The sequence below is a fragment of the Stenomitos frigidus ULC18 genome, from assembly GCF_003003795.1.
Classification (GTDB): domain Bacteria; phylum Cyanobacteriota; class Cyanobacteriia; order Leptolyngbyales; family Leptolyngbyaceae; genus Stenomitos; species Stenomitos frigidus_A.
Window position 1 is genome coordinate 1 of sequence record NZ_PVWK01000133.1, and the last position, 14445, is coordinate 14445.

The following is a 14445-nucleotide window of genomic DNA, read 5'->3' on the forward strand; positions in this document are numbered from 1 at the left end:
ATTGTCTTTGATGAGTTTCTACCGCAATGGAATTACACGGCTAAACCAGAATTACAGGTTATTTAATCCACGTTCCTTAGGAGGTGATGCTTCTGCCTTTGCTAACGCGACAGTGCCATTATGGGCAATATCAACGGTGTAACCCTCAGATTCTAAAATAGCTTTGAGTAAGAAGCAGTTATCTGCCATGTCATCAACAACCAGAATGTATCCAGTCTCGATGGGTTGGTGTCCTTGAAGGAGCGGCTTGGTCATTAATATCATCACAACAAATGGTTGTATAAGTGATCGGGATTTTTAAAGTGCTTTCGCAAGCTTTACGTATAGCTTTAATCATCGTTCCGATGCTACTGCTCCAGAGGGATCATCTCAGGCGGCTCAAGCGATCGCACGGTCTGCGCTCAAATGTACGGCGCTAGAATCGGTCGATCGACAATCGCTGTGCGGTCTACTGCGGCGGTGGCTGGTTAGGGGTCAGGGTCGGGACACCCTGTAAGAAAGGGCCGGCTAGTAAGAGCACTGTTTCAGTATTTAGTTTGCCTGTAGCAGCGATGCCAACAGCCGTTTGAAAGCGTCGGATAGCCCGACTAAGATCCTGTGAGGGTGGCCTGAGATAGCCAAGCCGCTGTAGATAATCAGTGGCTTGCTCGGTTGTAAGAGTACGATCGCTGCCTCGAAAAATGGGTACGTACTGCTGTCGCCAAATCTCAGCAAACTGGGCTTGGTTCAGGGTGTAAATTTTGCCACGCGCCGGATCGCCGATCGCTACATGTTCGTTATCCATCGCTAGCAGGGCGACTGCATGAGGCAATTTATGTCCACTATCCAATAACCAAACACCAAGTACGCCGGGACGATTAATCCGCTGCATCTGCTCCCACGTTGGCGATAGCTCCATCCCATCCAGTCCTAGCTCATGGGCAGCGACAATTAACTGTGGCATTGAGGTGCCTAACCGACTGGTGCCAGCCAGCCGCGCGACCCCCGCTTCGGTTGCCTCAAGCTGCCAGCGCCGCAGCACGGTTGCTAGGGCAGCAGGCGCACAACTGCTCATGGAGGTCTGCTTATACACCCCGTTCGGCTGCAGATTGTTGTAAAGCGAGGCGTAAATCGGAGCCAAAAAGTAGGCTTCAGCACCACTAAAGCCAGTGACACCCAACACCCCAATCAGCACGACGGCGACCACCTGTACCCGCGCAGTCTGCCAACTGACGATGTATGCCAACCCGCAAAAACCGAGCAGAACAGCACGCATAATCGTCCAGGTAATGCGCATCCCATACACACGCCAATCGATGGGGAGAAACTGCATTTGAGGCACATTCAAAGCCAGTAAAATCAGCCCAATGTAAAACCCCAAGAACAGCAGCGAAAGGGATGTTTTGCCTTTGAACAAATCATTTGCTGTCGCACCTTTACGCAGCATCAGTGTGCCAACACGCATGCCCCAGCGAAAAAACAGACCGCCCAGCAGTAACGTAGCGATAATCTCTAGCAGCATGTTGGCGATCGCATCCAGTGAGTGCAAAACGGCAGAATGCAAACGTCAGCCAGAAGCAACGCCTGCTCCACAGGCTTCTGTTGCGTTGCAAGAGTAGATTGTGGCGACCCTGCCGCACCAGCACATGTGCCGTTGAGAGACTCTGGCGCTCTTGCCAGTGTAACGCTTGAGTTTATGCGTCTCAATCCGTCACATCACCGAGAAGGCGAGGTGGTCATCGCCACTTGCCTGTCTGTTATAGCAATAGACAGATGGGTTAGGACGGGGTGCAGGGGTTCCACCCCTAGCTGGGGGCAACGCCCACACACACCCTTTGATCCCCATGTCCTAAACGTTGTGACGATCGCCATAACAGAACTACAGCCGTTTTGCAGGACGATCCGTAATTAATGGTTCATTTGGAAAAGGATTCAGTATCCTTACATAGGTTCATTTGCCGAACGATGGCACCCACATTAGATGAACGCGCTTTGAAGAACGCTAATGCAGACAGGAGTTTGGCGTTACTCAGATCAGGCTGTGAGATCAAGCCGATCGATCGGTTGATTTGCTATCGATCGGTTAATTTGCTTCTGTCAATTGAACGTGTGCCGACTAACGTGTGCAGAGGGAGACCGGAAGTGATGAGATGTCCAGAGTAGCGCTACTAATGGGGGTAAGTCGGTATGCAGCGGGTTTAGACCCCTTACCCGGCGTGCAAAAAGATGTGGAAGTGATCAAGCGAGTGTTGAAACAGCCGCGTTTTCGGTTTGAATCAGTGCAGTGCTTGTGCGATCGTCCACTGCAAGAGATGCAGGAAGCCATTGAGCAATTCTTTAAGCAACGGAGCGCTGATGACCAGCTTGTCTTTCTGTTTTGCGGCCATCTTTTGACAGAGGCAGATGGCAACCTTTACTTTGCAACCCCCAGCACTACGTTGAATGAGCAGGGTGCGATCGTCAAAGCCCAAACGATTCCTGCTAGCACTGTACAGGAGGCCATGAACCAGAGCCTTGCCAAACAGCAAGTGTTTATTTTGGACGCCTACAGCCAGTCAAAGTTGGATGAGCCTGTCATAGCAGAGTCAACGTTTGATCTCGCGGCTTCTTTAGATCTAGCAACTCATTTGGGGGGTGCAGGGCGCGTCATTTTAGCGGCTTCAAACATCAGCCAGCCAACTCTAACGCCAACCGCACTCGATCTTTGGACCTATTCGCGTTATTTAAGCGAAGGCATTGAGAGTGGCGCTGCTGATACCAATGATGATGGCATGCTGACGGCGGCTGATTTGCATCATTATGCTGCTCAGAAACTGCAAGTAGCAGCTCCAGCGCTCAAATCTCAACTGTACGGCAGTGCAGAAACCGCTCAGCTTACCCTGTTAGAGGTGCCGAACAACGATCCACAGCTGCACTATCGCAAAGTACTAGAGATAGCGCCGATCGCGCTTGATGCATCTGGTACACCCATGCTGGAGGGGCTGCCACTCCTAAAGGATCTGCGTCAGAGTTTGGGCGTATCGCCGCAGGAGGCTGAGGCACTTGAAGCGCAGGTGTTGCGTCCGACGCGGGAACATCACCAACGCACGGCGTTGTACCAGGAACAGGTGACAGCATTGGCACGATCGCACGATATTGCCGATCCGCAAGTGCGTCAGACGTTGAAGCAACTACAGCAAGCCTTGTATCTCAACGATCATGATGTTGCTCTGCTAACGATCGCGCCTTCTCTGGTCGGGCAGCAACGTCAGCAAGTGCACTATCAAAACAACCTGGCCCAGTACCAGCAGGTCTTGCTGTGGGCAATGCAGCGTCAGTATCCTCTGAGAGAGGGCGATCGCACAATGCTCCACCGCTTGCAGCAGACACTGCAATTAGGGGATGATGACGTTAAGACAATAGAAGCAAACATTACCGCGCAAGCAGAGCAATTTACAGCGTCCGGCTTGAGTGGAAACCCAGAGGTGGAACCCACAAACCCTCCAGACTCGCCCCCTGCCAGCGCGCCTAGCCTGACTTCGCCAGCACCCGAAGCGCTCAGCTCACTGCCTGCTTCACTGCCATTAGAGGCGTCTGAAACAGCACCTGCAGACGATTCGCGAACGAAAGAGGCCATTCTACAACGGTTGTTGAGCCTGAACGAGCCAGTCACGCCAACGTTGGCGCCTACGCCACCACCAGAAACGCACCTGAGACCCATACCCGTACGAGAAGAACCGCTTCCTATTCTGCCCAGCGCGGAGCCAAATCTTATGGATAGAGTTCGACGCTCTGCTTCTAACTATCAAGCTTTGATTATTCCGGCGCTCCTCCTGGCAGCCATTATTGGGTTGCTAGCAGCAATTCTGCCGTCGTCCAATCGTCCTAATTGGCTCAAATTTGGGCAAACACCTCCCGATCCTGCCGCTGCTCAACAGCTCAACCTTGCAGGACAAAAAAAAGCGCAGGCAGGCTACAACAAGGCAGCGATCGGTGACTATGATCAGGCAATTGAGAAAAACCCCAATGATGTTGCAGCGTATACGAATCGTGGTGTTTCTCAGCATCGACTGGGTGACACAGGTGCGGCCATCAGAGACTACGAGAAAGCGCTGAAACTTGACCCCAAATCGGCCCTGTTGCACAGCAATCTGAGCTATGCCTACTACGATCGCCAGAATTACGACAAGGCCCTGGAAGCAGGCAATCAAGCGGTGGCGTTAAACGGTAGTTTGGCGCAAGCACATATCAATCTGGCCAACGCACGGTCTAAAAAAGGCGATTATGAGGGTGCAACACGGGATTACGCGCAGGCGATCGCGCTTAGACCGCCTGCACCAATTTTGGCGGGTGCTCACAACAATCGGGGCAATGTCCAGCTTGCAATCAACAATCTTAGAGGCGCGATCGGAGACTACAGAACAGCGATTCGTTTGAAACCAGACTATGCCGATGCTTACTACAATCTTGGGCTAGCGCAACAGTCGTCGGGTGATGGGGCTGCGGCCATTCGCAGCTTGCGGATGGCCGCAACCCTTTACCAGCGTCAGGGTAAGGAAACATTACAAAAAGAGGCGACCGATCGCGCTAACACATTGCAGCAGAGCAATGTACAAAGCCTCTCAGAATCGCCATCGACAGTGGCTCAATGGCGGTAAGCCAGAACAAAGCGGTCAATGCCTGCCAAATCAGGGTAGATCTGAATCTGATGGTAGCTGCCCTGCTGTTGCAACAACGCAGCCACCGCGATCGCCTGTCCAGTCATCGTTTCCACCAGCCAGACACCACCAGGCTGCAAATAATCCGGTGCAGCGGCGACCAGATGTCGAAGGCAATCGAACCCATCCATACCGCCATCTAGAGCCAGGTGTGGTTCATGTCGAGCCACCTCGGGCTGTAAATCTGGCACCATCTGGCTGGGAATATAGGGTGGGTTGGCAACCATGCCGCTTAACTTGCCCTTGAGATGAGCCAACGGCTGCAGCCAGGAACCCTCATAAAACCGTATGCGATCTGCCAGGTTCAGCTTTTGGGCATTAGACTGCGCGATCGCCAAGGCTGCCGCACTGTAGTCAACGGCATGCACCATCGCAGCGGGAAAGGCTGTTGCTAGGCCGATCGCGATCGCGCCGCTGCCCGTGCCAAGATCAGCCCAATGTCCGTGGGTGAGGAGGGACGTCGGGAGGGGAGAGTCGGGAGGTGGGGTTGCCGCCGCGATCGCTAGATCGATCAAACACTCTGTTTCGGGCCTTGGAATGAGTACTGCGGGCGAAACGTTGAGTAGAAACTCTCTCCAAGGCGCAACCCCAGTGAGGTATTGCACCGGAACACGGTCTTGAATGCGGTGTTCCCAAAGGGTTGTAAGTTCAGAGAGGGGTAGACAGAGTAGGATTTCTGCCCTGTCTTTAAAGGTTTCTAGCCGCAGCGAAAGTCGGTCTAATCCAGCCAGATCTTGCAGTAACCAGTCAACTTCTTCAGCGGAAATATTGGCAGTGATCGCCTGTTGACGTGCCGCTGTCCGCCATTGCCAGAGCGTTTGCCCAGACACACAAAACTCTTGCCTCAATGATTGAGGCAAGAGTTTGTCTGAGTCTTCTCTAGCGGTCACCCGTCACTCCGTGCTGCCTACTTTTTAGGGGCAGGAGCGGCTGCAGGTTTGTTCGTTGCTGGTGCAGGGGCACCTTGCTGTGGTGTGATCGATTTAATAAATTCGATCGACTTCTGGGGCGGCACCAACACAATCTGGTTCAGTTGGGGATCGTCCTTCGTCCGTAAGACTTCCATGAGCCCTTCCAGATTCAGTACCTGAACCTCAATACTCGATGCCATGTTGGGCTGTTGCTGCTTAAAGCGATCGAGCAGATTCTGCAATTCTTCCTTGTTGAAAAACATCGGAATGATTGACTTACCATCCTGCTGAATCGTCAAATAGCCTTTGTCTTTGCCACCACGAGCGACAAACAGTGGTGTGCCATTAAACTGCTGTGGCTGCTGTCCACCTTGTTGCTTTAACAACGAAACGGCAGTATCAACCTGCTGTTTTGAGGGCACGTAAGCAAAATCGAGCTGTTCGGGCTTGCCTTTGTTAGTTTGGTTGAGCTGGTAAACCTCAGCCAAGGAGACCGGTACTACCTTGACATTCTTTGCCAAGTCGGGATTTTTGGTCTTGAGGTTGTTCAGAAAGTCTTGAGCATCTTTCTGGTTGATAAAGACACCTGCTACAGCCGGTCCTTTCTGCCCAGTGGGGGGAGACGCTACTAGAGGGGCACCCTGCGCGTTGGCGATCGTAAAGACAGGGACGGGGCGAAGCTTCTGGATAATTTGCTCTTGGGGAATAGCAAGCGCCTGCAGGGTACCGACTAAAAACGACCCCATGAGAGCGCTTCCAACTAGCCCAGCGGTTGCACTCCAGCGAACCAATGATTTCATGACTGCTCCTGGCACTTAAACGGCAAAAAGTTTACGGGAAACTGGATGTATGTCATTAATCCAGATGAACGAAGAGACGGCTAAACTCTATGGCGCTTGTTTGCCTAACCATTCTGATGCATCAGGCGCGATTTGTAAAATCAGCGCCACAGTTAGCAATGACGAATGTCTAGACCAAACGATGCGCTCAAGACAGCCCAATTTAACCTTTACATTTAATCCTTACGTGATCATGCTTTAACTCAGAAATGAAATTGTAGCGCTTGCATGATCAGTGCGAACATGTGCCTTCTTTTGGCGATCGCACAGCCAAACTTTGACAGCCCACGTTGCCGCAGCGTGACCGGATGGCACTGCCGAGACAAGTTCTTGGTATCGCACCAGGTCAATCGAGAACACGTTTCATGGACACACTATCGTCAAAGCATCATGGTTCGAGCTCTTCCCTACTGACCCGATCGGGCTAGAAAAGTTCCAACGATCAGTAGTCAGCGGCCAGCAGTCAGCAGTCAGCAGTCAGCGGTCAGCGGTCAGCGGTCAGCGGTCAGCAGCCAGCGGCCAGCGGCCAGTAGTCAGCGGTCAGCAGCCAGTAGTCAGCGATGAGTACACTTCTGAGCAGTAAAGCTGTTGAAGGCTGGCCACTCATTGCTTGCTCGTAGGAGATTTCTAGCAAAAAAGATACCCACAGGAACAGGTTTGGCACCAAAGCGATTGGCTGGATGCAAAAACGCTGGCAAAACCTGTCCCCTACCAAACGGTTTATTTTTCTCGGAAATCAGCTTATAGCTTTAAGACCCTCTGTACCAGAGCATCCCGTTTTGCTTGCAAGGCGACGTCCAGATCTGGCGCATAGTCGAGCGACAGGATCAGATTCTTGCAGAATTGGGCAATGGGAACATTGTCTACCACTGTCATAAAGTCGATCGGAATGGGGCCGTCAATATGACGACTAAGCACACCAAAGCCAGCGCGTTCACGCCGGTATTGCTGACTAGGGGCGTTTTGTTTCAGCCACTGGTCAAACGTTGCCGAACGTGACATCGTGGCCGTCAGCGTAGACACAAGTTGGGGGGGTGGATCAGTGCGATTTGCCATAATCCAGGCTTGCTGGAGCAGATTCTGGCGGTTTGTGGGGTCTAGCCATGCCGCGATCGCCAGAGCGCCACTCCGATCCGCTGAGTTCCCAGTACTGCCCCAGGAGGTTGTAAGGGGTGATGACACAGGCTTCCCTTCCGCTAAATCGAGCACAAGATGGCTCAACTCTGTCCCAAAGGTTGTGAGATCGAGCCGTGCACCAGCAATGTCTCCTCGCCACCAGCGCAGCCCACCGCGAATCTGGTGCAACCATGCTGCCAGCAGTTGAGTTTCTTGAGTGCTGGCGAGCAAGGCAGTCAGATCGGTCTCAACGCGACGGGTGACGGGTTCATATAAAGGTTTTAGCTCCGGCAATTGCCAGATGGGGCTAGTCAGCAAGATAGGGTTGCGGATTGCTTCTAGCGTTATAGCAGCGATCGCCAGCTCCGACTCTTTCTGTGCCAAAAGGCTCAAGCCTAACCCATAGAACACGCCTCGTTTAGCTGGCACTAACTGAGCAGACTGAGCAAACGCATGACTAGCAGCCTTTGGTTCGCGGTTTAGCAAAAGCCACGCCAGACTCGTATAACCAAATTCCTGGTTTGGTGCACTCTGAATCCCCTGCCGCAACCAAGAAATGCCCTCTCCGAGCCATTGCTGCTGCTGTTTGGGGTCACGGGTCTGGAGACCCAGGTTCCCTAGATTCCAACCCAGTTCGTAAGCGTAGTACGGTTCCCAGTTTGCTAACTGATGCGACCGGCTCAAACGCTGGACAAAAGTTGACACATCCCCTCGACTAAGTGCTGAGAATCCTTGACTAGAGAGAAACCAGGCACGATGGACGGGAATCAGCCAGATCACGGCGGCAAGGAGAATACCGCCACCCATTAAAGGAAGAAAGGGGAGGGGGAGCAGTCGCAGTGAAACAAAAGGAGGGTGCGACGGGGCAGAAAGTTCAACGGGAAGCAACTCGTCCCTTGTTGGGTTGCTGAGACTCCGACGATCGCGAAACTTGGCTATCAAAACGGCTAAAAACACCACAAGCGTGCCGCTAATGCAGACGTTATCGAGTTGGTAATCCGTTAGACTCACCACACTGTAGCCAAGCAAGCTACTCAAAAGGCAACCGATCAGTACCGGTGGCGTTTGAGCTGGTGCTTCAGCGTCCTGCAGCCAGGTAATCGCTAGAAACCCTAGTAAGCCGATCGCGCCCACACTTACCACGATCGCCCAAAGTCCCAACTCTGCCCATAGTTGAGCAGGCGTGCTGTGTAGCTGGTAGGCCCACTCTGCCTGCTGCCCCGCCCACCCTGGACGATAGCGCTGAAATAGCAGTGGCACGCCTCCTGGCCCCGCGCCCGTTGGCAAGTGGCTCCAGCCCATCAACCAGCCTGTTGTCCCTGTAATCAGCCGATAGGCTACCTCACCGCCAATTTGTCCGTTGAAGCCACCTGCCAGCAACAACCGTAAGCGGCTGTTTGTCAGTGCTAAGCCGCCTAGCAACGTCAGACCTGCCACACCGATCGCGCTCAGCCAACCGCGAGGCAGCCGACGACGCCAAAGTAAAACCCCAAAGGCGACGATGGCGATCGTCAACAGGCCAGCCAACCCACCCCGTGAACTGGTGGTATAGAGGTCAAGCAGTCCCAACCCCAAGCCCAACAGCCACAGTACCCGTCGCCAGCCAGTTTGCAGGATTCCCAAGCCCAAGAGCAGCGGTAGAGCCAGTACGAGGTAACCTGCTACGTAGTTTTGGTGCCCAATCGGTGCCCAATTGCGAAGCTCGACGATCGAGAAATCGAACGGCAATGTCACCCCATCCTGCTGCCAGACTTGGAGGCGAGCCAGTTCTGGCACCCACGTGGTGTAACTCCAAAGTGCCAGGCTGATCACAATGAACGCCAGACTCAAATAGCCTTGGGAGACCAGCAAGGTCGATCGTCGTCCGGGTACATTCAACCAGCTACTTAGTGCATACAGCGCCGCTAGAAAACAAAACGTCGCCCAACTATACCAATGTGCTTGCATGGGGGCTGGTGCCAACCCAGCTGAAAGCACCAACCCCACAATTAACAATCCGACCAGCCAATCGAGCCGACGCCCCAACCAAAGCAGTCGCCGCTGCCACAATAGACCCAGCAGCCACAGCACCGGGCAAAAGAGCCCAATCTGCCAGACAAACACCCAGGGCCATGCAACCATCAGGCTATTGCTGTTCGGCAAGAGCGTAAACAAGCCGTAAAAAACAGCGGTTAGCAAACCAATCAGGTTGCCTTGAGCAGCGTTATCGACGCTAGGGGTAGAGAGTTTGGCTGGAAAGTCAGGATTGGTCATCTAAGCTTTAGAGTAAAGTTGGCAGCTTGATATCACAATATTATTGCCCCTTGTACGCCTAGCTTTACCGTTGCCACAATAATCGTCCATGCACGATCGCCCATGACTTCCCACACACCGCTTCCGTCCTCAGAAACTCCAATGCTGCCTCTAGCGGCTTGCGCGCAGACATTAGGGTTACCCTACATACAGCGCCACATCTTCCTTTGCGCTGATCAAACCAACCCCAAATGCTGTGCCAAAGCGGTTGGCTTAGAAGCCTGGGACTATCTTAAACGCCGCCTTAAAGAATTGAACCTTGACCGACCGAATGAAACGACGCCGGGCTGTCTCTTTCGGACAAAAGCAAATTGCTTGCGAGTGTGTCTACAGGGTCCCATCTTGGTTGTCTATCCAGATGGGGTGTGGTATCACAGTGCTACGCCTGAGGTGATCGAACGGATCATTCAAGAACATTTGCTTGGTAATCAAATTGTGCAGGACTACGCCTTCCTAGTTCATCCTTTACCCCAAGCCAGCCCTATAGAAGAATCACAGGAACCCTCAGTCGGGGCAAGCAGTGAAAAAGGCGATTCCTGAGCGCTCAGTCATTTCACATGGCATTGCAGTCGCTTTGTTTCAATTGTAGCAACACACATTTCACAGCTGCGATAGGGTAGCTTCACTGCTCTAAAGCCTTGTAGTCACTCTTTGGGTGTAAAAATCATCATTGAGCGCGATCGCCACACTCACTTCTAGGCCAGGCTCAACGCCTTGTACGATGTAGGCTTTGACAGCGCAGTCAAACTCTTGTTGGCTAGAATAATAAGACCGAAACTGCCTGGTTCACATCAAAAAGTTTAGCTTCATCAGGCTATGGAACAATCTCATCACTCAAGGAAAGTAGCATTCCTTTAGGAAAGACCATATTTTCAAGGAAGCTATATAATGACACAGTGAAATACGATCTAAAATTGTGCTCCTACCCCAGTAGTCAATTAGGATTCAATCAGTATTTAGATTTATTGAGATTTCAGCGATTCTCTTGATGCTACCGACAATAATGTTTCAAAGGCTAGAGCCCATATGGTTTGCGCAGGTTCATTATCCGTTCAAACGTTTGTAGCAAATTTAGGGAATTTGTCCAGAAATTTCAGAGAGCTTATTGCCATCAAAGATATCGACCCAGGAATAGTGAGTAGCACAGCATGAAGGAAACCAGCGTGGGCAATCATAAGCGACTGCTGCTGATTGACGATGACCCTAACCTAATCTTGCTCGTCAAGGACTACCTGGAGTTTCGGGGCTATGAAGTCGTCACTGCTGAGAATGGGCGAGAAGCTCTAGAAGTCTTGGAGCAAGAGATTCCAGACATGATCATCTGTGATGTGATGATGCCTGAGATGGATGGCTATTCGTTGGTGAAGCATGTTCGGGAAAATCCTCGCACCAGTTGGGTTCCAGTGCTTTTCCTGTCTGCGAAAGGGCAGAGTCAGGATCGCGTCAAAGGGCTCAATACGGGTGCAGACGTTTACATGGTCAAGCCGTTTGAGCCCGAAGAACTCGTCGCTCAAGTCGAGTCATCGCTCAAGCAGGCAGCGCGCATTGCCGATCGGCCTGGTAAGGGAAATGATAGCGGACCCAAAATTCAGGTGCCGTTTGATGTAGAGCTGACACCTACCGAGCTGCGGGTTGTGCAGTTTGTGGCACGAGGGATGGCAAACCGTGAAATTGCGGATCAGCTGAATGTCAGCCAGCGTACCATCGAAAGCCACGTGAGCAATATGTTGGGCAAAACGGGACTACACAACCGCACTGAGCTCGCTCGCTGGGCGATCGAAAACAGCATGGCGTAAGCAAACAAAACCACACGAATGGGTGAGGCATAATCATGATTTACGAATCAATAACCTCATACCGTTTTTACTGGTAATTGCTTTGCTCCAATGTCTCATCCACTGGTTGCGCCCATGCTGCGATCGGTAGTCGGCTCACAGCATGGATGCAACAGCGCGACCCAAAAATCAGATTGTGCTGCATCATAGTCAATTTCATCAACTTGATAGCGAGCATCATAAGAGGCATTTTGCAGCACAATGTAGTCGTCTCGCTGAATTGTGCTGCCGCCACAACCCCGCAGACAATGCTTGTCACCAGCAAACGACAAAAAAGTGAAATTCTGTTCCCAGTCGCGTTGAGCGAAGCGATGCACAACCCGCACAGAAACAGCCTGAAAGGCTTTCGCTTTTGACGACAACACGATCATCAAGGTTGCTAGTCGCTCAATTTGTTCCGCATTCGTCTGAGTTGCATCAAGCACAAGCTTCATCATTCTGCTCTCTCCTCGATTGCCAAAGTGACACGTTGATTGCGCTTCTTGGGATGCTGCAACACTTTGGCTGCAAAGGTAGTGCGGCTATCATATGAAAACAATAGACTCACTAGGCTTAGTACTGGACATTTTTTTTACTGTCCTACGGTGACATCTACTGAGCTTGTAAGGCGTTCTCTAACATGTGAACCGGATGGAATGTGTGCCGCAAAGGTGGTTGCGATCGTGGCATGGCGCTACCAGCCATCACTCTGATCCTCGGTGTTCTCCTTCCAAATTTCTAGGTCAAGCTCGTTAAAATACAGCAAAGCACTGCGAATTTGCTCACTGGTGCCTCGAAGCTCAAGATCAAACCAGCCATCATCTCTAGCGTTTGCGCCCAGCAAGGCAGCCGTAATATTGACAGTCAAACCGTAGTGGGATGTCAACCGCGAGATCACAGGCTCATCTTGATAGTTTTTAGGAATTCGGATTCTGATGCGAGTTTGAGTGGGACGTCTATCATCCTCATTGCCATTAGTGACAACAGCATCCGGTTCTGCCGCTGCCCGTGAGTCGTCAGAAACGCTGCCTGACATTTATGCCTCCTCTTTGACGTCTTTGATACGAGTTTTTCGCTCCAAAATTTCTTTTAAGACAAGAGTAACAACCGCCAAAAGCGCTAACAATACAGCCGCAGAGTAAGCCGCTTCTGTCTGATATTGTTTATAAGCCTCTTCTACAAATAAGGGTAGAGTCTGAGTTTTGCTGGCAATGTTGCCCGAGACCACGGAGATGGCCCCAAATTCACCCATCGCTCTAGCATTAGTGAGTAGAACACCGTAGAGCAAGCCCCAACGGATGCTGGGTAGAGTGACGCGCCAGAAAATCTGCCAATTGTTTGCCCCTAAGGTTTGAGCCGCTTCTTCCTGATCAGTCCCAATCTCTTCAAGTATTGGAATCACTTCACGCGCTACAAAGGGTAAGGTCACAAAGGCCGTTGCTAGAATCATGCCCGGCAGCGCAAAAATGATTTTGATGTCGTGAGCTTCTAAGAAGGGACCAAACCAACCGTTACGTCCGTAGAGCAGCACAATCATCAGACCCGCAACAACAGGCGATACGGAAAAGGGAACATCCAGAATACTGATTACAAAGGCACGACCTCGAAAGCGCTTGCGAGCAATCACCCAAGCAGCGCATAGCCCAAAGACGGTGTTGACGGGTACCGCGATCGCAGCAATGATAAAGGTCAACCGCACCGCATTCTGAAAGGCTGGCTCAGTCAGGTTAGTAAAGAATGGCCCGAGACCTTTACTGAAAGCTTGTACAAACACATTCAGCGCGGGGATGAACAAAATTAGGGTGAGGTAAAGCACCGCCACCGCAATCAAACCAATCTTTGCCCAATCACGCTGCTCTACTTCCACAGGTGGGGATACAGGTGGCCTGTTGAGTGATGAACCAAGATTAGTCATAGCGACGCCCCCAAGCCTGCAGAAGATTAATCAGAATCAACAATGTTAGCGAAATGCCGAGCAAAACCGCTCCAATAACGGTGGCTCCCGCGTAGTCATACTGCTCTAGCCGCTGAAAGACCAGAACGGGTGCAATCAAATCTTTGTAAGGCGTATTGGACGAGACGATCACAACTGAGCCATACTCACCGACCGCACGCGAAAAGCCCAGAGCGACGCCAGTTAAAGCGGCTGGCAAGATCGGGGGGAGCAACACACGCCAAAACGTTTGCCATTTGTTGGCACCCAAACACCAGGCAGCTTCCTCAATCTCTCGTTCTAAGTCAGCTAGAACGGGCTGCACAGTCCGCACGACAAACGGCAAGGAAATCAGCAGCATGGCGATCGCAACGCCCCATTGGGTAAAAGCCAGCTTGAGGCCCAACGGCGCAAAGATCGAGCCAATCCAACCGTTTTCGCTGTAAACCGTCGCTAATGTCAAACCGGCCACTGAGGTTGGCAGTGCAAACGGCAAATCAACCGCAGCGTCAATGATTTTCTTAAAGGGAAACTCATAACGCACCAGTACCCAGGCAACAAGCAAGCCGAAAATACCATTAATAAAGGCTGTGATCAAAGCCGTTACAAAAGTAACCCGATAAGCATCCAACGCGATCGGACTAGTAGCAATGCTCCAAAAGCGGGCAGGCCCTTCAGTACTAGCCTTCAGCAGAAGCGCGATCGTCGGCATCAACAGCATCACAAAAAGATAGGCTGTCGGCAGAATCCAAATCCAGGGAAACCGTGCAGTAACGCCCAGCCATTTGCGCCAGATTGGAGTAGAGTGCGAAGACGTGGCAGTCATAAGCAGGAAACAGCAGCGATTGATAGGATGACAGTCTG

Annotated in this window: 12 protein-coding genes; 3 read left to right on the forward strand and 9 right to left on the reverse strand. The window is 51.8% G+C overall.

Annotated elements, in window-relative coordinates; translation table 11 throughout:
• Window positions 1-51: 51 nt before the first annotated feature.
• Entirely contained in the window at window positions 52-255 is a 204-nt protein-coding gene (locus C7B82_RS24530) for a response regulator transcription factor (protein ID WP_146141254.1), read from the reverse strand.
• Window positions 256-448: 193 nt separating this feature from the next.
• A complete protein-coding gene (locus C7B82_RS24535) occupies window positions 449-1543 on the reverse strand; it encodes a cysteine peptidase family C39 domain-containing protein (RefSeq protein WP_219904676.1) in 1095 nt (364 codons plus the stop codon).
• Between the two features lie 586 nt (window positions 1544-2129).
• Here C7B82_RS24535 and C7B82_RS24540 point away from each other — a divergent pair.
• The gene (locus tag C7B82_RS24540; protein WP_106259394.1) at window positions 2130-4616 is read left to right on the forward strand and encodes a tetratricopeptide repeat protein; all 2487 of its coding nucleotides are present in this window, start codon (window positions 2130-2132) and stop codon (window positions 4614-4616) included.
• On the opposite strand, the gene prmC is transcribed toward C7B82_RS24540, so the two are convergent.
• The 3 genes from prmC to C7B82_RS24555 form a co-directional block, all read right to left on the reverse strand.
• Window positions 4604-5566 carry a peptide chain release factor N(5)-glutamine methyltransferase gene (gene prmC / locus C7B82_RS24545; RefSeq protein ID WP_245940076.1) on the reverse strand — a complete coding sequence of 321 codons (963 nt, stop codon included), beginning with the start codon at window positions 5564-5566 and terminating at the stop codon, window positions 4604-4606. The genes C7B82_RS24540 and prmC overlap by 13 nt on opposite strands.
• 17 nt (window positions 5567-5583) lie before the next feature.
• Complete coding sequence (locus tag C7B82_RS24550) at window positions 5584-6387, reverse strand: Tic22 family protein (protein ID WP_106259395.1); 804 nt, start codon at window positions 6385-6387, stop codon at window positions 5584-5586.
• Window positions 6388-7167: 780 nt separating this feature from the next.
• Window positions 7168-9795 (reverse strand): O-antigen ligase family protein, encoded by a 2628-nt coding sequence (locus C7B82_RS24555; RefSeq protein ID WP_106259396.1) that lies wholly within the window; start codon window positions 9793-9795, stop codon window positions 7168-7170.
• 102 nt (window positions 9796-9897) lie between these two features.
• Between C7B82_RS24555 and C7B82_RS24560 the strand changes: the two genes are divergently transcribed.
• On the forward strand, window positions 9898-10374 hold the full coding sequence (locus C7B82_RS24560) for a (2Fe-2S) ferredoxin domain-containing protein (RefSeq protein WP_106259397.1): 477 nt from the start codon (window positions 9898-9900) through the stop codon (window positions 10372-10374).
• A 608-nt stretch (window positions 10375-10982) separates the two neighbouring features.
• Window positions 10983-11630 carry a response regulator transcription factor gene (locus tag C7B82_RS24565; protein WP_106259398.1) on the forward strand — a complete coding sequence of 216 codons (648 nt, stop codon included), beginning with the start codon at window positions 10983-10985 and terminating at the stop codon, window positions 11628-11630.
• 95 nt (window positions 11631-11725) lie between these two features.
• Here the strand turns inward: C7B82_RS24565 and C7B82_RS24570 are convergent, their stop codons facing one another.
• From C7B82_RS24570 to cysT, 4 genes are all read right to left on the reverse strand, one after another.
• Entirely contained in the window at window positions 11726-12103 is a 378-nt protein-coding gene (locus tag C7B82_RS24570; protein WP_106259399.1) for a hypothetical protein, read from the reverse strand.
• A 239-nt stretch (window positions 12104-12342) separates the two neighbouring features.
• A complete protein-coding gene (locus tag C7B82_RS24575; protein ID WP_106259400.1) occupies window positions 12343-12684 on the reverse strand; it encodes an NIL domain-containing protein in 342 nt (113 codons plus the stop codon).
• Complete coding sequence (gene cysW, locus C7B82_RS24580; protein WP_106259401.1) at window positions 12685-13563, reverse strand: sulfate ABC transporter permease subunit CysW; 879 nt, start codon at window positions 13561-13563, stop codon at window positions 12685-12687.
• Window positions 13556-14407, reverse strand: a complete 852-nt coding sequence (cysT, locus tag C7B82_RS24585; RefSeq protein ID WP_106259402.1) for a sulfate ABC transporter permease subunit CysT — start codon at window positions 14405-14407, stop codon at window positions 13556-13558. The genes cysW and cysT overlap by 8 nt, the downstream gene beginning before the upstream one ends.
• Between the last annotated feature and the right edge of the window lie 38 nt (window positions 14408-14445).